This is a genomic window from Saccharopolyspora rosea, assembly GCF_025643595.1.
Lineage (GTDB): Bacteria > Actinomycetota > Actinomycetes > Mycobacteriales > Pseudonocardiaceae > Saccharopolyspora > Saccharopolyspora rosea.
On record NZ_CP102826.1, the window covers coordinates 531,116 to 554,500 of the forward strand.

Annotated in this window: 24 protein-coding genes; 15 read left to right on the top strand and 9 right to left on the bottom strand. The window is 72.5% G+C overall.

The features are described 5' to 3' along the window. Positions 1 to 121 precede the first annotated feature (121 nt). The 3 genes from NV263_RS02630 to NV263_RS02640 are packed head-to-tail and all read left to right on the top strand — an operon-like array spanning position 122 to position 2,843. Positions 122 to 1,057, top strand: coding sequence for an ABC transporter substrate-binding protein (locus NV263_RS02630; RefSeq protein ID WP_263250786.1), 936 nt, complete (start codon positions 122 to 124; stop codon positions 1,055 to 1,057). Beyond that, positions 1,054 to 2,076: a FecCD family ABC transporter permease gene (locus NV263_RS02635; RefSeq protein ID WP_263250787.1), complete on the top strand. Its 1,023-nt coding sequence runs from the start codon at positions 1,054 to 1,056 to the stop codon at positions 2,074 to 2,076. The genes NV263_RS02630 and NV263_RS02635 overlap by 4 nt, the downstream gene beginning before the upstream one ends. Next, the gene (locus NV263_RS02640; RefSeq protein WP_263250788.1) at positions 2,073 to 2,843 is read left to right on the top strand and encodes an ABC transporter ATP-binding protein; all 771 of its coding nucleotides are present in this window, start codon (positions 2,073 to 2,075) and stop codon (positions 2,841 to 2,843) included. Before NV263_RS02635 ends, NV263_RS02640 begins: the two co-directional genes overlap by 4 nt. A gap of 1 nt (position 2,844) precedes the next feature. Here NV263_RS02640 and NV263_RS02645 read toward each other — a convergent pair whose 3' ends face one another. From NV263_RS02645 to NV263_RS02655, 3 genes are all read right to left on the bottom strand, one after another. Beyond that, positions 2,845 to 4,341, bottom strand: coding sequence for a glutamate--cysteine ligase family protein (locus tag NV263_RS02645; protein WP_263250789.1), 1,497 nt, complete (start codon positions 4,339 to 4,341; stop codon positions 2,845 to 2,847). A 141-nt stretch (positions 4,342 to 4,482) separates the two neighbouring features. Further along, a complete protein-coding gene (locus NV263_RS02650) occupies positions 4,483 to 5,418 on the bottom strand; it encodes an aldo/keto reductase (RefSeq protein WP_263250791.1) in 936 nt (311 codons plus the stop codon). A 9-nt stretch (positions 5,419 to 5,427) separates the two neighbouring features. Then, positions 5,428 to 6,738, bottom strand: a complete 1,311-nt coding sequence (locus NV263_RS02655; RefSeq protein WP_263250792.1) for a multidrug effflux MFS transporter — start codon at positions 6,736 to 6,738, stop codon at positions 5,428 to 5,430. A 495-nt stretch (positions 6,739 to 7,233) separates the two neighbouring features. On the opposite strand from NV263_RS02655, the gene NV263_RS02660 reads away from it, so the two are divergent. Both NV263_RS02660 and NV263_RS02665 read left to right on the top strand, forming a co-directional pair. Then, the gene (locus tag NV263_RS02660; RefSeq protein WP_263250794.1) at positions 7,234 to 8,037 is read left to right on the top strand and encodes a TrmH family RNA methyltransferase; all 804 of its coding nucleotides are present in this window, start codon (positions 7,234 to 7,236) and stop codon (positions 8,035 to 8,037) included. 5 nt (positions 8,038 to 8,042) lie between these two features. Further along, positions 8,043 to 8,675, top strand: a complete 633-nt coding sequence (locus NV263_RS02665) for a DUF2537 domain-containing protein (RefSeq protein WP_263250795.1) — start codon at positions 8,043 to 8,045, stop codon at positions 8,673 to 8,675. Here NV263_RS02665 and NV263_RS02670 read toward each other — a convergent pair. The 6 genes from NV263_RS02670 to NV263_RS02695 all read right to left on the bottom strand — a co-directional run bounded on the left by NV263_RS02670 (position 8,659) and on the right by NV263_RS02695 (position 14,633). Then, a complete protein-coding gene (locus NV263_RS02670) occupies positions 8,659 to 9,297 on the bottom strand; it encodes a VC0807 family protein (RefSeq protein WP_263250796.1) in 639 nt (212 codons plus the stop codon). The genes NV263_RS02665 and NV263_RS02670 overlap by 17 nt on opposite strands. Next, positions 9,294 to 9,806 (bottom strand): MarR family winged helix-turn-helix transcriptional regulator, encoded by a 513-nt coding sequence (locus NV263_RS02675; RefSeq protein ID WP_263250797.1) that lies wholly within the window; start codon positions 9,804 to 9,806, stop codon positions 9,294 to 9,296. Before NV263_RS02675 ends, NV263_RS02670 begins: the two co-directional genes overlap by 4 nt. Before the next feature lie 94 nt (positions 9,807 to 9,900). Then, a complete protein-coding gene (sepH, locus tag NV263_RS02680) occupies positions 9,901 to 10,833 on the bottom strand; it encodes a septation protein SepH (protein WP_263250798.1) in 933 nt (310 codons plus the stop codon). A 443-nt stretch (positions 10,834 to 11,276) separates the two neighbouring features. Next, entirely contained in the window at positions 11,277 to 12,419 is a 1,143-nt protein-coding gene (serC, locus tag NV263_RS02685) for a phosphoserine transaminase (protein WP_263250799.1), read from the bottom strand. A 120-nt stretch (positions 12,420 to 12,539) separates the two neighbouring features. After that, positions 12,540 to 13,472 (bottom strand): SEC-C domain-containing protein, encoded by a 933-nt coding sequence (locus tag NV263_RS02690; RefSeq protein WP_263250801.1) that lies wholly within the window; start codon positions 13,470 to 13,472, stop codon positions 12,540 to 12,542. A gap of 33 nt (positions 13,473 to 13,505) precedes the next feature. Further along, the gene (locus tag NV263_RS02695; protein ID WP_263250802.1) at positions 13,506 to 14,633 is read right to left on the bottom strand and encodes a citrate synthase 2; all 1,128 of its coding nucleotides are present in this window, start codon (positions 14,631 to 14,633) and stop codon (positions 13,506 to 13,508) included. 285 nt (positions 14,634 to 14,918) lie between these two features. Between NV263_RS02695 and NV263_RS02700 the strand changes: the two genes are divergently transcribed. From NV263_RS02700 to NV263_RS02745, 10 genes are all read left to right on the top strand, one after another. Next, complete coding sequence (locus NV263_RS02700; RefSeq protein WP_263250803.1) at positions 14,919 to 15,221, top strand: urease subunit gamma; 303 nt, start codon at positions 14,919 to 14,921, stop codon at positions 15,219 to 15,221. Positions 15,222 to 15,244: 23 nt separating this feature from the next. Next, positions 15,245 to 15,610, top strand: coding sequence for an urease subunit beta (locus NV263_RS02705; protein WP_263250804.1), 366 nt, complete (start codon positions 15,245 to 15,247; stop codon positions 15,608 to 15,610). A gap of 8 nt (positions 15,611 to 15,618) precedes the next feature. Further along, positions 15,619 to 17,331 carry an urease subunit alpha gene (locus tag NV263_RS02710; RefSeq protein WP_263254021.1) on the top strand — a complete coding sequence of 571 codons (1,713 nt, stop codon included), beginning with the start codon at positions 15,619 to 15,621 and terminating at the stop codon, positions 17,329 to 17,331. Between the two features lie 19 nt (positions 17,332 to 17,350). Then, positions 17,351 to 18,052, top strand: coding sequence for an urease accessory protein UreF (locus NV263_RS02715; RefSeq protein WP_263250806.1), 702 nt, complete (start codon positions 17,351 to 17,353; stop codon positions 18,050 to 18,052). After that, positions 18,042 to 18,755, top strand: a complete 714-nt coding sequence (ureG, locus tag NV263_RS02720) for an urease accessory protein UreG (RefSeq protein ID WP_263250807.1) — start codon at positions 18,042 to 18,044, stop codon at positions 18,753 to 18,755. The genes NV263_RS02715 and ureG overlap by 11 nt, the downstream gene beginning before the upstream one ends. Before the next feature lie 15 nt (positions 18,756 to 18,770). Next, positions 18,771 to 19,538: an urease accessory protein UreD gene (locus tag NV263_RS02725; RefSeq protein WP_263250808.1), complete on the top strand. Its 768-nt coding sequence runs from the start codon at positions 18,771 to 18,773 to the stop codon at positions 19,536 to 19,538. Continuing rightward, positions 19,535 to 20,419 carry an urea transporter gene (locus NV263_RS02730; protein WP_263250809.1) on the top strand — a complete coding sequence of 295 codons (885 nt, stop codon included), beginning with the start codon at positions 19,535 to 19,537 and terminating at the stop codon, positions 20,417 to 20,419. The genes NV263_RS02725 and NV263_RS02730 overlap by 4 nt, the downstream gene beginning before the upstream one ends. A 217-nt stretch (positions 20,420 to 20,636) precedes the next feature. Then, positions 20,637 to 21,290, top strand: a complete 654-nt coding sequence (pdxH, locus tag NV263_RS02735) for a pyridoxamine 5'-phosphate oxidase (RefSeq protein ID WP_263250810.1) — start codon at positions 20,637 to 20,639, stop codon at positions 21,288 to 21,290. Positions 21,291 to 21,364: 74 nt separating this feature from the next. Further along, the gene (locus NV263_RS02740) at positions 21,365 to 21,955 is read left to right on the top strand and encodes a DUF1707 SHOCT-like domain-containing protein (RefSeq protein WP_263250811.1); all 591 of its coding nucleotides are present in this window, start codon (positions 21,365 to 21,367) and stop codon (positions 21,953 to 21,955) included. Between the two features lie 118 nt (positions 21,956 to 22,073). After that, the gene (locus tag NV263_RS02745) at positions 22,074 to 23,321 is read left to right on the top strand and encodes an MFS transporter (RefSeq protein ID WP_263250812.1); all 1,248 of its coding nucleotides are present in this window, start codon (positions 22,074 to 22,076) and stop codon (positions 23,319 to 23,321) included. Positions 23,322 to 23,385: the final 64 nt, after the last annotated feature.

The window sequence follows — 23,385 nt, forward strand, 5'->3', positions numbered from 1 at the left end:
CGATCGCCCGCTCGGCCCGGGACGGCTCCAACGACCGTCGCGGTCTGCGGTCGGGGTCTGGGACGTCGCGCACCACGTGCTTTCCGGGCCGCAGCGCGGACCCACGACCCCGGAAGGCACGATGCGCCGCACATTCGCCCTGGTCCTGGCCGTGTTCCTGCTCGCCGGGTGCGCGAGCACCGCACCGCGCCAGGACGGCATGCGGATCGACGACTGCGGGCGCACCGAGACCTTCCCGCAGCCTCCGCGGCGCGTGGTCAGCCTCAACCAGCACGCGACCGAGATCCTGCTCGCGCTCGGACTCGGCGACCGGCTCGTCGGCACCGCCTACCCGGACGACCACGCACCGCCGCCGTCGGTGGCCGCGGCGTACGCGGAGGTCCCGAAGCTCGCCGACGAGTACCCGTCGTTCGAGCGGATCCTGGAGGCCGAGCCCGACCTCGTCGTCGGCGGCTACGCCTCCGCCTTCGACGACTCCGCCGGGCGCGGGCGGAAACGCTTGGAGGACAACGGGATCCGCACCCTCCTGCTGTCGGAGTCGTGCAGCCGGGCGCCGTTCGGGATGGACGCGCTGTTCGCCGACGTGGCGATGTTCGGCCGGGTGCTGGGGTTGGAGGACGGCGCCGCGGAGCTGATCGCGGACATGCGGCGGCGGGTGGCGGCCGTCGAGCGGCGGCTGGCGGGCGTGCCGCCGGTCGACGTGTTCGTCTACGACTCCGGCGAGCAGACCGCGTTCACGCTCGGCGGGCACGGCCTCGGCGACGACGCGCTGCGCCGGGCCGGGGCGCGCAACGTCTTCGCCGACGTGCCGAAGAACTTCGCCGACGTCAGCTGGGAGCAGGTGGCCGCGCGGGCGCCGCAGGCGGTCGTGCTGGTCGACTACCTGGGCGCGCCGGTCGGCGCGAAACGCGACTACCTGCGGGGCCATCCGCTCGTCTCGGGCGCGCCCGGCGTGCGGGACGGGAGGTTCAGCACGATCCCGCTGGTCGAGCTCGTCGAGGGCATCCGGTTCCCGGACGCCGTGGAACGGCTGGCGCGGGACCTGCACGGCGCATGAGGACGCGTGTCGTCGCGGTGCACCTCGCGTTGCTCGCCGCGTTGGTGCTGGTCAGCGGTCTGGCGGTGGCGTTCGGGTCGGTGCGCCTGCCGCTCGGCCAGGTGTGCGGGATCGTGCTGGAGCCGGTGCTGCCGTGGATCCACGGGGACTGGACCCAGGTGCGGGCGGCGATCGTGTGGGAATCCCGGATGCCGCGGGTGGTCGCCGGGGCCGTCGTCGGCGCGTCGCTGGCGCTGGCCGGGGGCATCGCGCAGATCGTCACCGCCAACCCGATGGCCGATCCGTACCTGCTCGGCGTGTCGCAGGGCGCCGGGCTGGCGGTGTCGCTGCTGACGGTCCTCGGCCTGGGGGCGGGAACCCTCGGCATGGCGACGCTGCCGACCGCCGCGTTCCTGGGCGGACTGATCGTGCTGCTGGCCGTGCTGGTCGTGGCCGGGCGGTCGGGATCGGTGACGGCGCTCGTCCTCGGCGGACTCGCCGTCGGCCAGGTGGCCTCCGCGCTGATCGCGCTGGTGCTGCACCTGTTCGCCACCGGCGACCAGGCCAAGCAGGTGATGTTCTGGACCACCGGGGGGCTCGGGGCGGCCCGGTGGGAACTGCTGGCCGTGCCTGCGGCGGTGCTGGTCGTCGGCCTCGTCGCGGCGCTGGCCGCCGGGCGCTGGATGAACGCGCTGCACTCCGGCGAGGACACCGCCGCCTCGCTCGGGATGAACCCGAAGGTATTCCGGACCGCCGCGCTGGTCGCCGTGTCGCTGGTGGCCGGCACCTCGGTCGCCGTCGCCGGTGGGATCGTTTTCGTCGGGCTGCTCGTGCCGCATGCCGCTACGTTCCTGGTCGGGGCCGAAGCGCGGCGGATGCTGTCCGTCTCGGCCCTGCTGGGAGCGGTGTTCCTGGTGCTGGCGGACCTGGCGGCGCGGGTGGTTGCCGCGCCGGCGGAACTGCCGGTCGGCGTGCTGACCGCGTTGGTCGGCGGACCTTTGTTCCTGGTCATGTTGCGACGGCAACGGAGGATCGGATGAGCGTGCAGCTGAGCGCGGTCGACGTCGCACTCGGCGGGCGGACCGTGGTGTCCGAAGTGGACCTCGCGGTGCGGTCGGGCGAGGTGTTCGGGCTCGTCGGGCCGAACGGCAGCGGGAAGACGACACTGCTGCGCACGCTGTACCGGGCGGTGTCGCCCTCGGCCGGATGCGTGGAGGTCGCCGGGCTGCCGGTCGCCGACACCGCCCGCCGCCGCATCGCGCGGGTCCTCGCCGCCACCACCCAGGAGTCCGAGCACCGGGCGGCGCTGACCGTGCGCGAGGTCGTCGCGCAGGGCCGCAACCCGCACCTCGGACTGCTCGACCGCATGCAGGACTTCGACCGCCGCATCATCGACGACGCGCTGCGCTCCGCCGGGCTCGCCGACACGGCCGAGCGCGACGTGCGCACCCTTTCCGGCGGCGAACGCCAGCGGGTCGCGATCGCCCGCGCGCTCGCGCAGCAGCCGCGCGTGCTCGTCCTCGACGAACCCACCAACCACCTCGACCTGCGGCACCAGTACGGCGTGCTGGCGCTGCTGCGCGAACTGGCGCGCGACGGGTTGGCGGTGCTGCTCACGCTGCACGACCTGCGGCAGGCCGTCGAGTACTGCGACCGCGTCGCGGTCCTGGAAGCCGGGCGCGTCGTCGCCGCCGGGACGCCCGCCGAGGTCTTCGACGCGAGCCTGCTCGCCAACGTCTTCGGAGTGCGCGGCCGGCTCCGCCGCCGCGGCGACCGGCTGGCCCTCGACCTCGACGGGGCGGTGTGAGTCAGCCGAGCGGCCAGGTGTGCACCGGTTCGCCGTCGTCGGCCAGGTCGATGTAGCGGCGCAGCATCCCGCTCAGCGCGGCCTGCCGGTCGGCGCCGCGTCGCTCCAGCTCCGCGACCGTCTCGCGCTGCCACACCGACCCCGTCTGCCGGAGCAGGCAGCGCTGCTCGATCACCCCGAGGTAGCGTTCGCGGGCCTCGTCCGACACGCCGCACGCGCGCAACCCCTCGTGCGCCATCGGCAGCAGGTGCCGCAGCACCAACTCGTCCGGTGCGACCCAGCCCATCCCCGGCCAGTACAGGTGCGCGTCCAGGCCGTGGCGCGCGCCGGCGTAGAAGTTCTCCTCCGCCGCGGCGAACGACATCTGCGACCACAGTGGACGGTCTTGTTCGGTGAGCGCCCGCTGTGCGCCGTAGAAGAACGCCGCGTTCGCCACGATGTCCACAACGGACGGTCCGGCGGGCAGCACCCGGTTCTCCACCCGCAGGTGCGGAACTCCGTCCACCAGGTCGTAGACCGGGCGGTTCCACCGCCAGATGGTGCCGTTGTGCAGCCGCAGTTCGGCCAGCATCGGCGCCCGGCCCGCGTCCAGCGCGGCCACCGGGTCCTCCTCCTCGGGCTCGGGCAGCAGTGCCGGGAAGTAGCGCACGTTCTCCTCGAACAGGTCGAAGATCGAGGTGATCCACCGCTCCCCGAACCACACCCGGGGGCGCACTCCCTGGTTCTTCAGCTCCTCGGGACGGGTGTCCGTGGCCTGCAGGAACAGCGGAACCCGTGTCTCGTGCCACAGCGCCTTGCCGAGCAGGAACGGTGAGTTGCCGCCGACGGCCACCTGCACCCCGGCCAGGCACTGCGCGGCGTTCCAGTGCGCCGCGAAGTCCTCCGGCGCCACCTGGAGGTGCAGTTGCACGGACGTGCAAGCCGACTCCGGCAGGATGGAGTCGGCGTAGGAGCGCAACCGCTCCGACGGGCGGTCCCCGAGTCCGACGCCCTCCATGTCCAGCAGCATCTCCTCGCCGCGCGCGGTGAAGATCTGCTCGTTGAGCAGCGAATAGCGCGGACTGCGGGACAGCCAGTGCGGGTCGAAGTGGGCGCTGCGCAGCGTCGGCAGCGTCCCGATCATCACGACCTTCGCGCCCGCGTCGTTCGCGCCGCCGTCGGCGCGGACCAGCGCGGTGCGCAACTGCTGTTCCAGCCGCAGGGCGCTGTCCCCGGCCAGCACCTGCGGCTCCACGTTGAGTTCGATGTTCTGCTGCCCCAGTTCGGTGGTGAAGGTCGGATCGTTGATCTTCTCCAACACCACGGCGTTGGACATCGACGGCTCCATCTGCTCGTCCACCAGGCACAGCTCCATCTCCAGGCCCATCTGCTGGTGGGGGAAGGAGAAGTCGCCGCCGGCGAGCATCCGGGCCAGGGCGTCCAGACCCCGCTGCATCTTGTCTCGGTAGCGTTGCCGGTCCACGGGCCTGAACGCCCGGTTCGTCACGTGCCGTCCCATGCCGTCTCCCCGATCCATCGGCAGCACGTCAGCGCCCAGCGCTGGGGAGCCCACCGTGACACATCGGTACCCGGCGGACCAGCGGCCAAAACGGTGTCTCCGCGCGGCACCGGACGGGTGAGCCGGTGCCGCGCGGACACCTCACGCGGAGGCCTCGGTGAGGCGCCGCAGTTCGTCCTCGGACAGGCGGAGTTCCGCCGCTGTCAGCAGGGCGGTGAGCTGATCGGTGGTGCGGGCGCTGGCGATCGGAGCGGCTACGGTCGGTTGTCCCAGCAGCCACGCGAGTGCCACCGAGGCGACCGGAACACCACGCAGCGTCGCGATCTCGTCGAGCGCGGCGAGGACCTTGACGCCCCGCTCGTCCAGGTACGCCCGGGCGCCCTCGGCGCGGGGGCTCTCCGAGGTGTCGTCACCGGGCCGGTACTTGCCGGTCAGGAAACCCTTGGCGAGCGCGAAGTACGGCAGCACGGCCAGTTCCTCGCGGGCGCAGAGCCCGGCGAGTTCGCCCTCGAACCCGGCCCGTTCCACGAGGTTGTAGTGCGGCTGGAGCGCGACGTACCGGGCCAGCCCCTCGCGTCGGGAGATCTCCAGCGCCTCGGCGAGGCGCGGAGCGGTGTAGTTCGACGCGGCGATGTGGCGGACCTTGCCCGCCCGCACCAGCTCGTCGAACGCACCGAGCGTTTCCTCCAGCGGCACGGAGTCGTCGTCCTGGTGCGCGTAGTACAGGTCGATGTGGTCGGTGCCCAGCCGCCGCAGCGAATCATCCGCCGCGGCACGGATGTTCGCGGCGGACAGGCCGGGGCGCCGATCCCACATGCCGACCTTCGTGGCGAGCACGACGCTGTCGCGGTTGCCGCGCGCCCGCAGCCATTCGCCCAGCATCGTCTCGGACTCGCCGCCGGAGTTGCCCGCGGCGAACGCCGAGTACCCGTCCGCGGTGTCGATGAAGTTGCCGCCTGCGGCGGTGTAGGCGTCCAGCACCGCGAACGAGTCGTCGCGGTCGGCCGTCCACCCGAAAACGTTGCCACCCAAGCAGATCGGGTAGATGTCCAGATCAGTAGTGCCGAGTCGAGCCATGGTTCGAACCTACTCCCGGTCGCCGTGAACTCCACCGTGCACGGCGTCCGGTTCTTCCTGAGCGGTGGAGTGGTGACGGGTGGTGACAGTGGTGGGCGTGCGTCGACGCCTGCCGAGAGTGAGAAAGACCACCGTGGACCCCAGCACGACGCCGAACATCACGAGCACCATCGGCAGCGCCGAGCCGACTCCGCCGAGCCCGACGAGCGGGGCCGCCAGCGCGCCCACGACGAACTGGTTCACGCCCAGCAGTGCGGAGGCGCTTCCCGAGACCTCGCGGTGGTCGGCCAGCGCGAGCATCGTCGTGTTCGGCATGACGAAGCCCAGGCTGGCGATCATGACGAACAACGCGGCCAGCAAGACGGGCAGCGGCAGTCCGAGCACCGCTGCGGTCACCAGCACCGCACCGGCGATCGACGCGGAGACGAGGGCGGTCACGAGCAGCTGGGACTCGGTCGCCACCCGCCCCACCAGGCGGGCGTTGATCTGCCCGGCGGCGACCAGACCGACGGCGTTCATGCCGAAGACGAAGCTGTAGGTCTGCGGCGACAGGCCGTAGATGTTCTGCAGCACGAACGACGAGCCCGAGACGTAGGCGAACATGGCCGCCATGCCGAGCCCACCGGCCAGCGCGTTGCCGAGGAACGAGGGTTCGGCGAGCAGCCGCCCGAAGGTCCGGAACGTCGCTCCGAGCCGCGCGGGCTGCCGCCACTGCTTCGGCTTCGTCTCCGGAAGGGCGAACCCCGCGACCGTCAGCAGCGTCACGCCGAACACCGTGAGCACCACGAACACGCCGCGCCACGTCGTGTGCGCCAGCACCTGCCCGCCGATCACCGGCGCCAGGATCGGTGCGAGCCCGGTGACCAACATCAGCGACGAGAAGAACCGCGCCGCCTCGACACCCGAGTACAGGTCGCGGACCGCGGCCCGCGCGATCACCATGCCCGCCGCGGCGCCGAAGCCCTGCAACGCGCGCAGCCCGGCGAGGGCGTACACCGAGTCGGACAACGCGCACAGCACCGTGGCCACCAGGTAGAGCGCCAGACCGGTCAGCAGCGGCTTGCGGCGGCCCACCGCGTCGCTGATCGGGCCCGCGATGAGCTGGCCGAACGCGAGGCCCACCAGCACCGCGGTGAGGGTCAGCTGGGCCTGCGCCTCGGTGGCTCCGAGTTCGCGGGTCAGCTGGGGGAGAGCGGGCAGGTACATGTCGATCGACAACGGCCCGAACGCCGTCAACCCGCCCAGGATCAGTGCGAAGCGTGCTTTTCTGCGTAAGCCGGAGTTGCCCCCGTCGACAACGGCCCCCTCGCCGGTGCTCATACGTCTCCTCACATCTCGTCCGGTTGTTTGCAGAAAGCAACAACACGGAGGAAGAACGTTTTATGCCGCAACCGCCACGAACTCCGCCGGTGACTTTCGGTCGGCCCCGGTGAAAGCGGCCGGGCCAAGATCGCCGAACTGGGCGCGGGCGAGAGGGGACGTGGCGCTGGCGGGCGCGGCTGGCGGGCGCACGGCGAAACCCGATCCGCGGGGTTTCCGCTGGTCGTGCGCGGGATTCCGGCCGGTCGTCCGCAGGGCTCCCGCTGGTCGTGCGCGGGATTCCGGCCGGTCGTCCGCAGGGCTCCCGCCGGTCGTGTGCGGGGTTCCCGCTGGTCGTGTGCGGGGTTCCCGCTGGTCGGCAGCCGGGGCGCGTGTCGCGACCACCGGCCCAGCCGGGTTGCGTCCGACGGTGGCCTCCGCCGAGCCTCCCTCCGGGCGGTCTCGCGGAGGTTTCGGGGTCCGCGCGCGCCGCAGGGCGGATGCGAGAATGCCCCCGTGGCGCACATCGTCGAGGTCAGCGATGCCGACGACCCCAGGGTCGACGACTTCCGGGATCTGTCCCGCGCGGACCGCAGGCCGGACCGGCCGGGCGGTCGCGGACTGGTGATCGCCGAAGGCGTCGTCGTGGTCGAGCGCCTGCTCGCCTCGCCGTACCCGGTGCGCGCGCTGTTCGGGGTGCGCCGCCGGATCGACGAACTCGCCGACGCGCTCGTGGATCTCGACGCGCCCGCCTACGTCACCGACGCGGACGTGATGGCCCAGGTCGTCGGCTTCCACCTGAACCGGGGAGTCCTGGCCGTGGCCGACCGGGCGCCCGCGGTCGACCCGGCGGACCTCATCGGACGCTCGCGGAACCTGGCGGTCCTCGAAGGCGTGGGCGACCACGAGAACCTCGGTGCGCTGTTCCGCAACGCCGCTGCGCTCGGTGTGGACGGCGTCCTGCTCGGCGCGGGTTGCTCGGACCCGTTGTACCGGCGCAGCGTCCGCGTTTCGATGGGGCATGTGCTGCGCGTTCCCTTCACCTCCCTGGAAACCTGGCCTGACGGTGTGAAGTTGTTGCAGGACAACGGTTTTCGCGTTGCCGCGTTGACGCCGCGGTCCGACTCGATCCCGCTGCGCGCGGCGGGCCTGGAGCACGGCCGCGTCGCGGTGCTGCTGGGTTCCGAAGGGCCCGGCCTGACGGACGAGGCCATCGCGGCGGCCGACCTCGCGGTCCGCATCCCGATGTCCGGCGATGTGGACTCGCTCAACGTCGCCACCGCCGGAGCCATCGCCTTCCACGCGATGAACGGGGGCTGACGTCGATGGTCGCGGGGACCGCCACGACGTGGCAGCTGCGTGCCCGATCCGGACGTGCCGTGCTCGTCCGGGGCGCCGACCGGGAGGTCGAGCCGGAACGGCTGCGGCTGCCGGAACCCCTCGTCGCCGCCCTCAACGAGTGGGCTCAGGTCGTCGACGAGATCCACGCCGGACCCGCGTCCGATCCGGGAGCCGACTCGACCGCGGAGCAAGTCTCCCTCCGCGGCCGCCAGCTCGCGAAGCGGCTCGCCGCGCACACCGGCGTCGAGATCGGGTACGTCGATCCGCTCACCGGGGCGGTGATCGGGGTCGGTCGCCGCTCCGCCCACGCGGTCACCCGGGAGCACCGGGGGGTCGTGCAACCGGTGGCTCCGGTGCGCCCGACACCGTGGGGTCCTGGACTGACCGTTTCCGCGATCGTGGCCGCGATCGTGTCGGTCACGCTCGTCGTCGTGACCCTGGGGCTCGCCGACGTGAGCGTGGTCCTCGGCGTCGTGGTCAACCTCGCGGTGGCGGCCGGGTTCGCGCCGTCGATCTGGCTGGGCCGCAACCTGCCGGTGTGGCGGTGGGTCGCCTACGGCACGGGCGGTGGCGTCGTGCTCGCCTGGATCGCGCTGATCCTCAGCCTGCTGGGCTGACCGGTGCCGCGTGGCCCTGCGCAATCGGGGTACCAATCGGCGCGTCACCAGGAGGATCCCGCTCACCATGAGGACGCCCGGAACCTGCACAGCGAGCACCGCCCAGTCCATCGGCAGCGCGTAGGCCACGACCACGCGGGCCACCGACTCGGCGAGCAGTCCGACACCCCCACGCGATCGTGATCAGCGCCAGCGCTCGCCGGAAGTCGGGCGAACGCTGCCACGCGTGCTCCCAACCGGCGAGCCGCCGCGGGTCGCCGCCCGTCGTGAACGGTTTGGCCGTCTCGAAGGTCAGCGGTCTGCCGACCAGGCAGGTGCCCAGGCAGTAGGCGCCGGCGATGGCGGTGAACACCGCCGGTTTCGCCAGCGCGAACCGCGCGTCTCCGGTGAGCCAGGTCACGGCGGTGCTCAGCGCGATCATGAACACCACGAGCACGGTGAACGTGTTGGCCCGGCGATGTCGTACCGCGTCGGTGAGCGCGTGCCCGGCGGTGAGCAAGCCGCCTGCGGTCAGCGCGACCACCGGACTCCACCCCCACAGACCGTGGAGCACGTAGTAGGCGACCGTCGGCATGGCCAGGTCGAGCAGGAATGGCAGCGCCATCCGGAACTCGGGGTTCACGACGGGGCCTCCGCTCTGCGCTGCCACGGTCGCCCGGTGGCCTTCCGGTGCGCCAACGCCTTGATGTCCTCAATGGACTCCTCCAGGCGCTCCAAGAGGTCGGCCAGGCTGCGCACGTCCTCTTCCGGCCAGTCCGCGACGAACCGGTCCATCGCGTCGACGCCGAGCCGGGTCAGCCGCTCCGCCTCGGCCCGCCCGGCTTCGGTGAGCGAGATCAGGCACGAGCGGCCGTCCGCAGGGTCCCGGGCCAGGGACACCAGGCCGTCAGCTTCCAGGGCGCGCACCTGCCTGCTCACCGACGACTGGTGCACCGTGAGCCGGTTCGCGATCTCGGAAGGCCGTACCTCCGCCCGCGTCGCGGCGGCCTGGAGCACGGCGACGCGCGCCGGGTCCACCACCCGGCTCCGCGCCCGGCGCATCCCGTCCGAGATGCGCACCAACGAGAGCGTCAACCGCTCCACGTCGGAACGCGCCTCGGCCGACTGTTCTCGCTCTGGGATCTCGCTCATGAAACCCAAGGTAGAGAACTTGCGTCACGCAAGCAATTAAACCTTCGGATGAAAAAGCCGGGGTGAGTCGCGCTCACCCCGGCTCGGCGCTCGCTCAGCGGTGCGATCGGACGCCCAGCAGCACGTCCTCCCACGACGGGACGATCGGGTGGTTCTTGCGGCCGCGCCGTCCGTCGGCCTGCTGCTCGGGCTCGTCGTCGACCTCGCCGCCGTCCTCCGCGGGCTCCTCCGCCTGCGGCGCGGTCTCGGCGGGCCGCTCGACGGGTGGGACCGGGGGAGGTGGTGGCCCGGTGTCGAGGTCCGGCCCGGCGGCGGCTTCCTGGGGTGCCGCGGCGGTCGGTTCGACCGGCTCGGCCGCGGCCTCGGTCACCGCGGATTCCTGCTGGTCGAGCTGCAGCGCCTCGCGGGCCAGCTCGGTCACCGGCCGGACCGTCCGCAATGGACGGTTGGGGGACGGGTCGAGCAGGTCGGCGGCGTGGTCGTCGAGGGCCGCGATGGTGCCGCCGTGCGCGCCGGGGTGGAAGACCCAGTGCGCGCGGTTCTCCGACCGGCCCGCCTGCCAGACCAGCTGCACGACCCACTTGCCGTCCTCGCCTCGCCAGGCGTCCCACTCGGCCTCGGAGTACTCGTGCCCGCGCATGCCGAAGGTGTGCGCCACGACCTCGCCGAGCGTCTGCACGTCCGGGCCGTCCTCCCGGACCGGGTGCGCGCGCTGCGCCATCTCGGCGATCTGGTTGCGCTCCAGCAGGACGGGGTAGGCGTAGCGCTCGACGCGGTGCTCGGGAATGCCCGCGGCGGCGGCGATCTGCTCGACGGTCGCGCCGGACCGGATGCGCGCCTGGATCTCGCGGGGCCGCATCTGGGCCTCCATCTCGATCTGGACCTGTCCGAGCCGGGTCAGGTCGCCCCGGGCGGCGGCGCGCAGCCGCTCGTCGGCGGGTACGGTGAAGCGCTCGCCGTTCTCCGGGTCCTCGCAGATGACGGATTCACCGTCCTCGTCGAGCCCGACCACTCGCAGCGCTCGCATACGCCAGCCTCCTACGTCTTGCGGGACACCCGACCCTGGGGAGTCCGGTGGGACACCGGTACCCGGGGCGCCCCGCACTGCGCCCCGGCGGCCGAGTCGTCCCGCGGTACGCCCGTGCCCGGTCGGCTTGCCTGAGTCGGCTTGCATGAGCTGGGAAGGCGATGATCGCGCATGCGACCTCCCCCCGAACCACATGTCACCAAGCTGTGACCGTAACCCGGCGCGCCGCCTTGACGCGGGAGGCACGCCGAGGTCGTGCTGTCGGTGTCCGATCTTCCCGGATGGTCACGTGCTCGGCGAACGAGTAGAACCACTCATCTTTTCCGAGCGAAAGACGCATCGTGACCGACCGTTACGCCGCAAGGCCGAGGGGAGCGGGTGTGCGCCCCTCGGCCTTGCGTTCTTCGTCGCTCCTGGTGATCAGCGAACCCGGCAAATCCGGGTCACGAGAGTTGCGCAACCACCCAGTCGATGGATTTTGTGAGAGCGGTGACGTCGTCGGGCTCGATCGCCGGGAACATGCCGATGCGCAGCTGGTTGCGGCCCAGCTTGCGGTACGGCTCGGTGTCCACGATGCCGTTGGCGCGCAGCGCCTTGGCGATCAGCGAGGCGTCCACCGAGTCGGCGAAGTCGATGGTGCCGACCACCTGCGAGCGCTTGGCCGGGTCCGCCACGAACGGCGTGGCGTACTCGGAAGCCTCGGCCCACTCGTAGAGCCGCCGCGACGACTCGGCGGTGCGCTGCACGCACCAGTCCAGGCCGCCCTGGTCGTTCATCCAGTCGATCTGGTCGGCCAGCAGGAACAGGGTGGCCACCGCCGGGGTGTTGTAGGTCTGGTCCTTGCGGGAGTTGTCCAGCGCCGTGGTCAGCGACAGGAACTCGGGCGCCCACCGGCCGGAGTCGCCGATCTCCTGGATGCGCTCCAGCGCGGCCGGGCTCATCGCGGCCAGCCACAGCCCGCCGTCGGCGGCGAAGCACTTCTGCGGGGCGAAGTAGTAGATGTCCACGTCGGCCGGGTCGAACGGCAGGCCGCCCGCGCCCGAGGTGGCGTCCACCGCGATCAGCGCGTGCTCGGAGCCCGCCGGACGGGTGGGCGCGAGCATCACGCCGGTGGAGGTCTCGTTGTGCGCCCACGCGATGAGGTCCGCGCTCGGGTCCGCCACCGGTTCCGGCGCGTCGCCCGGGTCGGCGGAGACGATCACCGGGTCGTCGAGGAACGGCGCGGTCTTGGCGGCCTTGGCGAACTTCGAGGAGAACTCGCCGTAGGTCAGGTGCAGCGAGCGCTGCCGCACCAGCCCGAACGTGGCGGCGTCCCAGAACGCGGTCGTGCCGCCGACGCCGAGCACGACCTCGTATCCGGAGGGCAGCGAGAACAGCGTGCCGAGCCCTTCCCGCACCCTTCCGACCAGGGATTTCACCGGCTTCTGGCGGTGCGAGGTGCCCATCAGCGCGGCACCCTCGTCGGCCAGCCGGGTCAGCTGTTCGGGGCGGACCTTGGACGGACCGCAGCCGAACCTGCCGTCAGCGGGCTTGAGCTCCGCGGGCAGCTTCAGGGTCGTGGGGTCGATCGTCTCGGCCTGCGTCATTCCGGCGCCTCCGGGCGTTGGGTTGTGGCTTGCCGGTGCGCGTCGCGCACCGCTGGTCGGCTGACCGGCGCCGTTGCCGGGTCGCACGGCGGGCCGCGGTGGGCCCGGCCGAATCGCAACTTACTGCCCGGGCGGGTCGGGGCCAAAGTCCGAACGTCCCGAATCGCCGAAACCGGGCGCGCCGCAGCACTTCTTGTACTTGTGTCCGGATCCGCACCAGCACGGTGCGTTGCGGCCGGGCGGCCAGGGCTCGGACCGGCCGCACCGCCGCAGGTGGTCCGCGTGGCTGCCGAGGACGTCCGGGCCGGACCCGAGGGCGTCCAGGTCGGCGCGGGTGCCCCGCACGAGCACCGGATCGGGCCGGTGCGCCAGCGCGACCTGGACCCGCCTGCGGTGCTCGGCGTGGTCGGCGGACAGCTCCAGGTCCGGCCGGTGGCGGCGCAGCTCGGCGAACTCCGCGGGCGGCCAGTACAGCACCGCCCCGGAGCCCGCCCGGGACGCCATCAGCCGGTCGAAGAACTCGCGACCGAGGCGGAGCTGCCGCTCGGTGAACTCGTCGATCACGTCCGGCGGCAGGCCCAGGCGGGCGCGCAGGTCGCGGCGGGCGCGCATCAGCTCCATCCCGGGGTCGCCGAGGTCGAGCCCCGCGTCGAGCTCCGGGACGAACCGGTTCACGCCGACGTTGAGCCAGCGCAGCGCCTCACCCGGGGCGCCGACCGCGTCGTACGCCTGGGCGGCGGCCAGGTAGGCCGACTCGCAGTCGGAGCCCTCGTGGAGCAGCTCGGCGAGGCGTCGCTCGGCCTCCTCGCGGCGGCCGTGGGTCATCAGGAACTCGGCGTAGGAGCCGCGACCGCTCAGCGAGCCCCGGTCGTCGTCGGCCTCCGCGGCGGCGAGCAGCGCCCGCTCCTCGCGCGCGTGCTCGCCGGCCGCGTGCCAGTAGGAGGCCGCCTCGACCAGGTCGTCGCAGCGCTGGCCGCTGATCTCGGCGTCGGCTTCCAGCGCTTCGGCGTACTCGACCTGCATGCGCCTGGTCGCGTGCGGTGCGGTCACCATGGCTCCACGCTACCGCCGTCGTGGTGATCCAGGTCACGCCGGGGCGACGAGCGGGGTGAGCGAGCTCCACCCCTCGACGTCCCGCGGGGAGCGCGGGCCGGGGCCGACGTACTCGGCGGACGGGCGGACCAGGCGTCCGGTGCGCTGCTGCTCCAGGACGTGCGCCGACCAGCCGGCCAGCCGGGCGCAGGTGAACATCGCGGGCATCATCGCCGTCGGGACCTCGGCGAAGTCCAGCACGACCGCCGCCCAGAACTCCACGTTGGTCTCGATCTGCCGGTCCGGGCGGCGTTCCCGCAGCACCGCCAGTGCGGCCCGCTCCAGCTCGGCCGCGACCTCGTAGCGCGGTGCGCCGAGCTGCCCGCAGGTGTTGCGCAGCACCCGCGCCCGCGGGTCCTCGGCCCGGTAGACGCGGTGGCCGAAGCCCATCAGGCGGTCGCCGCGGTCCAGGATGGACTCGACGACCCGGCGGGCGTCGCCCGTGCGCTCCACCTCCTCGATCATCGGCAGCACCCGGGCGGGCGCGCCGCCGTGCAGCGGACCGGACATCGCGCCGACCGCACCGGACAGGCAGGCCGCCACGTCGGCGCCGGTCGACGCGATCACCCGGGCCGTGAAGGTGGAGGCGTTGAGGCCGTGCTCGGCGGCCGACACCCAGTAGGCGTCGAGCGCGCGCACGTGCGCGGGGTCGGGCTCGCCGCGCCAGCGGGTGAGGAACCGCTCGGTGACCGTGGGGCACCCGGCGATCCGCGACTCCGGGACCGGCGGGAGATCACCGCGCGCCGACTGCGCCACGTAGGACAGGCCCAGCGCCGAAGCGGTGGCCAGGTCGGCGCGGGCCGCGGCGTCGTCGACGTCCAGCAGCGGCCGGAAGCCGCGGGCCGGGGCCAGCATCGCCAGCGCGGCCTGGACGTCGGCGCGCACGTTCCCGGTGCGCACCGGTACCGGGCTCGCGTCGGCCGGCGGCAGGCCATCGCCGAATCGGCCGTCCACCAGCAGCGACCACACGTCGCCGAAGGACACCGTGCCGACCAGGTCCTCGATGTCGACACCGCGGTAGCGCAGCGCGCCGCCGTCGCGATCGGGTTCGGCGATCTCGGTGCGGAAGGCGACCACGCCTTCGAGACCGGGGCGGAACTCGGACTGACCTGCGTTGCTCATGAGTGCCTCGTCTCCTCGCGGTTGCGGACGCGCCGGGGCGCGACCGTGGGGACGTGGCGGGGTGGGGCGCTGCGCGCCGTGCCGACAACAGTGCACCCGGCGCCGGCGTGGGGGCAATCACCCCGGTTGCAGAAAAAATCACGAGGTGAGCTCCGCCACCGAAAAGCACATAACGTTGTTAGCCACGCAAAATTCCGGAAAAACGGTTGTAAAAGTACAATTAGACCGGATGAAACCGCAGGACACGCCGTCGTCGTTCCGCCGTTCGTGTGTTAAAGAGGTCGCATGCACCTTGCTCCTCACGAGCGCGACAAGCTCCTCGTTCACGTGGCGGCGCGGCTCGCACGCGAACGGCTGGACCGCGGCCTCAAGCTGAACTACCCGGAAGCGGTGGCGCTGATCACCGATCACGTCATGGAAGGTGCCCGGGACGGCCGGACCGTCGCCGAGCTGATGCAGAGCGGTCGGCAGGTGCTCACCGCCGACCAGGTGCTCGACGGCGTCCCGGAGATGATCCACGACGTCCAGGTCGAAGCCACCTTCCCGGACGGCACCAAACTCGTCACGGTCCACGACCCGATCAGTTAGTCCCGCTTACCCAGGGAGCTGCCATGCGTCCGGGAGAGATCATCACCGCCGAGGACCGGATCCCGCTGAACCCGGGGCGGGAGCGCGTCCGGATCACCGTCGTCAACCGCGCCGACCGCGCCGTGCAGGTCGGTTCGCACTACCACTTCGCCGCGGTCAACCCGGGGCTGGAGTTCGACCGGGCCGCCGCGTGGGGGCACCGGCTCGACGTGCCGGCGGGCACCGCCGTGCGCTTCGAACCGGGTGTGGAACGCGAGGTCGAGCTGGTCCCGATCGGCGGTCGCCGCGAGGTGCCCGGCCTGCGGCCGGAGTACGCCGGCGGGCTCGACGACCGCGGCCACGAACCCGGCGAGTCGCACTACGGAAAGAAAGGCGAGGGCAACCGGTGAGCGCTTCCATGGACCGCGCCCAGTACGTCGAACTGTTCGGCCCCACCACCGGTGACCGCATCCGGCTGGCCGACACCGACCTGCTCGTCGAGATCACCGAGGACCGCAGCCAGGGGCCGGGCGGCTCCGGCGAGGAGGTCGTCTTCGGCGGCGGCAAGGTCGTGCGCGAGTCGATGGGCCAGTCGGTGGCCACCCGCGCCGAGGGCACGCCGGACGTGGTCATCACCGGCGCCGTCATCCTCGACCACTGGGGCGTGGTCAAGGCCGACATCGGCATCCGGGACGGGCGCATCGTCGGCATCGGCAAGGCGGGCAACCCGGACGTGGCCGCGGACGTCGACCCGAACCTGGTGATCGGGCCGTCGACCGAGATCGTCGCGGGCAACGGCAAGATCGTCACCGCCGGTGGCATCGACTGCCACGTGCACTTCATCTGCCCGCAGGAGGTCGACACCGCGCTGGCGTCCGGGCTGACCACGCTGATCGGCGGCGGTACCGGACCGGCCGAGGGCAGCAAGGCCACCACCGTCACGCCGGGCGCCTGGAACCTCGCCCGCGTCATGCAGAGCATCGACCACCTGCCGGTCAACGTGCTGCTGCTCGGCAAGGGCAACACCACGCGCGGCGAGGCGCTGCACGAGCAGATCCGCGCCGGTGCGGGCGGGCTCAAGCTGCACGAGGACTGGGGCTGCACCCCGGCGGTCATCGACAGCTCGCTGCGCTGCGCCGAGGAGACCGGTGTGCAGATCGCCATCCACACCGACACGCTCAACGAGAGCGGGTTCCTGGAATCGACGCTCGCGGCGATCAACGGCCGGTCGATCAACGCCTACCACGCCGAGGGCGCGGGCGGCGGGCACGCGCCGGACATCATCCGGGTCGCCAGCGAGGCCAACGTGTTGCCCTCGTCGACGAACCCGACCCGGCCGCACACCGTGAACACCATCGACGAGCACCTCGACATGCTCATGGTGTGCCACCACCTCAACCCGGCGGTGCCCGAGGACCTGGCCTTCGCGGAGAGCCGCATCCGGCCCTCGACCATCGCAGCCGAGGACGTGCTGCACGACATGGGCGCGATCTCGATGATCAGCTCCGACGCGCAGGCGATGGGCCGCATCGGCGAGGTGATCATCCGGACCTGGCAGACCGCGCACGTGATGAAGCGGCGCCGCGGTGCGCTGGCCGGTGACGGGGCCGCGGACAACCTGCGCGCCCAGCGCTACGTCGCGAAGTACACCATCAACCCGGCCATCACCCACGGCATCGACCACGTGGTCGGGTCCGTGGAGGTCGGCAAGATGGCCGACCTGGTGCTGTGGGAGCCGGAGTTCTTCGGCGTCCGCCCGCACATGGTGCTCAAGAACGGCTTCGCCGCGTGGGCGCAGATGGGCGACGCGAACGCGTCCATCCCCACCCCGCAGCCGTACTACGCGCGGCCGATGTGGGGCGCGCAGGCGCGTGCGGCCGCCGCGAGCAGCGCCTTCTTCGTGGCCCAGGCCGCGCTGGACGACGGGCTCGCCGACCGGCTCGGACTGGACTCGCGGCTGGAGGCCATCACCAGCACGCGCGGCGTGACCAAGGAGCACATGCCGCACAACTCGGCGACCCCGGACGTCGAGGTCGACCCGGACAGCTTCGCCGTGCACATCGACGGCGAACTGGTCGAGCCGGACCCGGTCCGGGAGGTCCCGATGGCGCAGCGGTACTCGCTGTTCTGAGCCACCCGCAGGAAGGAGAGTGAGTCCCGTGCGAGCCGGTCTCGCAGTGCTGGCGCTCGCCGACGCCCGTTTCCCCGGCGGGGGGCACGTGCACTCCGGTGGCGTGGAAGAAGCGGCGTCGCGGGGGCTGATCCGGGACGTGGCCGACCTGCGCGAGTTCCTGCACGGGCGCCTGCGCGCAGCCGGCGCCCTGCAGGCGGTGTTCGCCGCCGCCGCGGCGCACGCCGCCGCCCGCGGTGTCCCCGGTGGACACTGGCGGGAGCTGGACGTCGAACTCGACGCCCGCACACCGTCCCCGGCCCAGCGGGAGGCGTCCCGCGCCCAGGGCCGGGGCACCGTCCGCGCCGGCAGGGCCGCCTGGCCCTCGCCGGTGCTCGAAGAACTGCTGGCCGCAACCCCGCGGCCACACCACCCGATCGTGCTCGGCGTGCTGGCCGCGGTGGCCGGCTCCGGGCCTCGGGAGGCGGCGCTGGCGGCCGGCTACCTGGCCGTCAGCGGACCGTCCTCCGCCGGCGTTCGACTGCTCGGGATGGACCCGTTCGCGGTCAACGCCGTGGTGACCGAACTGGCCGACGACCTGGACCGGATCGCCGACGAAGCGGCCGCCACCGCCGGAGCGGCACCGGCCGAGCTGCCCGCGCCGGGCGCACCGGCGCTCGACCTGCTCGCCGAGGCGCACGATCGCCATCACCGGGAAGAGGTGCGTCTCTTTGCGTCCTGAGGAACACGGGCACGGTCACGGACACCGGCACCCCGTCAACTTCGACCCCACCGCGGCCGGTCCGGACCCGCACGTGGCGAGCCCGAACCAGGGCCGTCCGTTCCGGCTCGGCATCGGCGGTCCGGTCGGCAGCGGCAAAACCGCGACGACCGCCGCGCTGTGCCGGGCGCTGGGCCAGGAGATCAACCTGGCCGTGGTCACCAACGACATCTACACCACCGAGGACGCGGACTTCCTGCGCCGCAACGGAGTCCTCGACACCGACCGGATCGAGGCGGTGCAGACGGGCGCCTGCCCGCACACCGCGATCCGCGACGACATCACCGCCAACCTCGACGCCGTGGAGCGGCTCGCGGAGCGCCACCCCGGGCTGGAACTGGTCATCGTGGAGAGCGGCGGCGACAACCTCACCGCGGTGTTCAGCCACGGCCTGGCGGACAGCCAGATCTTCGTGGTCGACGTGGCCGGGGGCGACAAGGTGCCGCGCAAGGGCGGCCCCGGCGTCACCACCGCCGACCTGCTGGTGATCAACAAGGTGGACCTGGCCGAGCAGGTCGGGGCCGACATGGAGGTCATGGTCTCCGACGCGCACCGGATGCGCGGCGAGCTGCCGGTGATCACCCAGTCGCTCACCCGCACCCCGAACGCGCCCGACGTCGCCGCGTGGGTGCGCCAGCAGCTGAAGGTCGGCGCGAGTGCCTGAGCGGGGTGTTGCCGGATGAGGGCGACCGCGCTGCTGAGCGTGGAACGCGGCCCCAGCGGGCGCAGCGTGGTGCGCGACCTGCGGTCGCAGCCGCCGATGTCGCTGGTGCCGCGCCGCACCTCGGTGTCCGATCCGCACGGCGCCGCGGTGGTGCACCTGGTCGGCTCGGCGACCTCGCCGATGGGCGGTGACCGGGTGGACCTGCGGGTCCGCGTCGGGCCCGGGGCGCGGCTGCGATTGCGCGGCACGGCGGCGACCGTCGCCCTGCCCGGCCAGCACCCCGGGCACAGCGTGTCCACTGTGCACATCGAGGTCGCGTCCGGCGGGACGGTCGAGTACCTGCCCGAGCCGACCGTGATCAGCTCGCGCGCCGACCACCGGGCCGAGCTGACCGTCGCGCTGGACGCCGACGCGCGGGTCCGCTGCCGGGAGACGCTGGTGCTCGGCCGGTACGGCGAGCAGCCCGGCCCGCTGGTCACCACGACGCACGTGCTGCGCGCCGGGACGCCGCTGCTGCGGCAGCGGCTGGACATCGGCGACCCGCGCATGACCGCCAGCACCGGGTACCTCGCCGGTGCGCGCGTGCTCGCCACCGAAACGGTGGTGTGGAACGGAGATCCGACCGAACCGTCCAGCGGGCAGTGGTGGTCGCTGGTCCCGCTGGCCGCGGGCGGAGCGCTGGCCACCGCGGTGGCCGACGACGCGGTGACCGCCGAACGGCGGCTCGCGGACGCCCTCGCGCACCACCCGGATGTCAAGGAACTAGAGGTCCAACACTGGTGAACGACGCCGCAACGGCGGAACCGGTGCGACGGCACGGCGCGCTGCGGCTGCTGCGCGCCGTGCCCACCGGCATTTCGCAGGTATATCTGCAGGAAAGCGTCCCGGCCGGGGTGCTGTTCCTGGTGGCCCTGTTGTTGTCCGGACCGCAGAACGCGCTCGCGGCCCTGCTCGGCAGCACCGCCGGGTTGCTGACCGCGCTGGCGCTGCGGGTCCCTCCCGATCGGATATCCCAGGGCCTGTTCGGTTTCAACGGGACGCTGGTCGTGCTCGGGGCGGTCACCTCCTTCCGATCGCTGGGCCTGGCGTTGCTGGTCGGAATCGTGGGGGCGGTGTTGGCGACGGTGCTGGCGCGCGTCGCGGACTTCTTCCTGACGGTTCCTGCCCGCACCGCGCCCTTCGTGATCACGTACTGGCTCACGACCTACCTGGGACACCGGATGGGCTGGGAGGCGGCGTCCACCGCGTCCTCGGCGCACGGCGACTACTCCGGGCTGTTCGGTTCGGCGGCCGAGGTCTTCCTGGTCACCGGCGCGCTGCCGGGGCTGTTCATGTTCGCCGGGCTGCTGGTGGCCGGGTGGCGCCTGGCGGTCGCAGCGCTGGGCGCGTCGGCGGCGGCGCTGGTGGTCGTGGAGCTGGTGCCGCTGTTCCCGCACGACGACATCAGCGCCGGGGTGTACGGGTTCAACGCCGCGCTGGTGGCGGTCGGGATGTTGACGACCGGGCGGACCTGGCGGTCGTGCCTGCTCGCGGTCCCCGCCGTGCTGCTGCTGCAGGCCGGGTTGGAGGCCGTGCACCTGGTGCCGACGACGTGCCCGTTCGTGCTGGCGATGTGGGTGGCGGACCTGCACTTCCAGCGTTCCGGACGAACCGCCCTGCCCTGACCGCCGAACGGGTGTGTGACCCCTCACTGCATCGTTTGCGGAATCGATCGTGAACAGTGCTCGATTCGATCCCCGGTTCAGTCGCCGTTTACCGTCGGATGGAGTGGTACCGAGCACCCGCGGGTGTCGGGCCACCCGTCCAACCCGTACCGTCCGGCGAGCAGCCGGAGAAGTCGACGAGTCGTGCCGCCGCCGGGCGAATCAGGGAGGAAATCGGATGTCGGAGGCCAACGTCGCGTTGCCGTCCATGCGGGTGTCCTACGAGGCCGGAGCGCTGGACGAGTCGTCGCTGGCGGCGCACTGGTACGAGCAGTTGCAGCTGTGGTTCGACGAGGCCGTCGAGGCGGGGATCCCGGAGCCGAACGCGATGGTGCTGGCCACCGCCGACGCCGAGGGCGTGCCGTCCTCGCGGACCGTGCTGTGCAAGGGGTTCGACGAGCGCGGGCTGGTGTTCTTCACCAACTACACCTCGGCCAAGAGCCACGACCTGACCGCGACCCGGGTCGCCGCCGCGACGTTCCCGTGGTTCCCGCTGCAACGGCAGGTCAACGTGCGCGGCACGGTCGAGAAGGTCTCCGCCGCCGAGACCGCCGAGTACTGGGGCGTCCGGCCGCGCGGCTCGCAGCTCGGCGCGTGGGCCTCCCCGCAGTCCCGGGTGGTCTCCAACCGGCAGTCGCTGGAAGCCTCGCTGCTCGGCATGGAACGCCGCTTCGCCGACGCCGAGAAGGTGCCGGTGCCGCCGCACTGGGGCGGTTGGCGGATCCGGCCCGAGGCGGTCGAGTTCTGGCAGGGCCGCCCCGACCGGCTGCACGACCGGCTCCGCTTCCGGCGCGACCGCGAGAACTGGGTGGTCGAACGGCTGGCGCCCTGAAAGCCTGTCCCAACGCCCGGCGGGAACTTTCCCGTCGGGCGTTCGCGCGTTGCCCGGCTGGCTATCGTGGCGACGTGGGTGAGGGACCGAGGGACCCCGGTGACATGCGGGTGTCCGACGCGGAGCGCCGGCACGTCGCCGACCAGCTCCAGCAGGCGATGGCGAAGGGGCAGCTGACGCCGACCGAGTTCACCGAGCGAACCGATCAGGCGCTGGCGTCCCGGACCCGCCGGGAACTGGACGCGGTGATCTCCGACCTGGCGGTGCAGCCGCCGCCGTACACCGGTGCCGTCGCGGCGGGTTCGGCCGAGCCGGTGGAGCTGCGCGCCAACTTCGGCTCGGTGAAGCGGAAGGGCCGGTGGCAGGTGCCGCGCGCGTTGCTGCTGCGCGGGCGCATGACCTCGTACGAACTGGACTTCTCCGAGGCCGAGAACCCGCATCCGGTCGTCGAGGTGGAGCTGGACGTCTCCGGCGGGTCGGTCGAGGTCCGGTTGCCCGAGGGCGCCGGGGTGGACACCGACGGCGTCGAGGTGACGCTCGGCAACGTCGAGGACCACCGGCGGGACGCGCCGGCGCACGGCAGCCCGCACTTCGTGTTCTCCGGAGCGCTCCGGTTCGGTTCGCTGGAGGTGCGCGGGCCGCGGCGGAAGTGGTTCGGCCGCTGAGGCGGCCGGGACGTCGGTCACACCGCGCGGAAAAGGAGAGGCTGTTAGCCGGGCTCACGACTAGGCTCCTGCGGCTGTGCACAGCGGCAGCAGCGGGGCGGACACGGCGCCCGGAACGGTGAGAACCCTCCTCGGCAAGGTCTTCATCGACACCAGGCCGCTGCGCTACCCGCCGTACCGGCGGCTGTGGACGTCCAACATCGTCACCGCCGTCGGCGCGCAGTTCTCCGCCGTCGCGGTGCCCAAGCAGCTGTTCGACATCACCGGCTCGTCGGCCTACGTCGGCCTGGCCGGTGTCTTCGGGTTGGTGCCGCTGCTGGTGTTCGGGCTGTGGGGCGGGGCGGTCGCCGACACCGTGGACCGGCGGCGGCTGCTCCTGCTGACCAACGGCGGCCTGGCCGCGAGCTCGCTGGTGCTGTGGTTGGTCGCGGCGGTCGACGTCCGGTCGGTGTGGCTGGTGCTGGTGCTGTTCGCCGCGCAGCAGACGTTCTTCGCCATGAACATGCCGACGCGCAGCGCCGCGATCGCCCGGCTGATCCCGGCGAACCTGCTGCCGTCGGCGCAGGCGTTGAACTCCACGGTGTTCCAGCTCGGGTCCATCGCCGGTCCGCTGCTGGCCGGGGTGCTGCTGCCCGCGCTGGGACTGCCGGTGCTGTACCTGGTCGACGCGCTCGCGCTGTGCGCGGCGCTGTGGGCGGTGGTGCGGCTTCCCGCGCTGCCGCCCGGGGACGGCGCCCCGCAGCGGGCCGGGCTGCGCGCGGTCGTCGACGGCTTCCGCTACCTGACGACGCATTCGGTGCTGCTGGCGTCGTTCCTGATGGACATCATCGCGATGGTGTTCGGCATGCCGCGCGCCCTGTTCCCGGAGATGGCCGAGCGGACCTTCGGCGACCCGCCGGGCGGCGGCGCCGCGCTGGGCTGGCTGTACGCGGCGATCCCGCTCGGGGCGTTCGCGTTCGGCGTGTTCTCCGGTTGGCTGCACCGGGTCTCGCGGCACGGGCTCGGCGTCGTGGTGGCCGTCGTCGCCTGGGGCGTCGCGGTGGTCGGTTTCGGCCTGTCCGGCTCGCTGTGGACCGCGGTGGTGTGCCTGGCGCTGGGCGGCGGGGCGGACATGGTGAGCATGGTGTACCGCAGCTCCATCCTGCAGACCGCGGCGACCGACGAGATGCGCGGTCGCATCCAGGGCGTGTTCACCGTCGTCGTCTCGGGCGGCCCGCGCCTGGCGGACGCCGTCCACGGAGCCGGCGGCGCGGCGCTGGGCACGTCGGCCGCGGTGGTCGCCGGGGGCGTGCTGGTGGTCGTGTGCACGCTCGCGGCCGCCGTCTGCCTCCCGGCCTTCCGGACCTACCGGGCACCGCAGGAGTGACCGGCGCCGGTCGCCGATTCGGACGATCCGCGCGGTGGTGGACGGACGGGACGAATCCGCGACC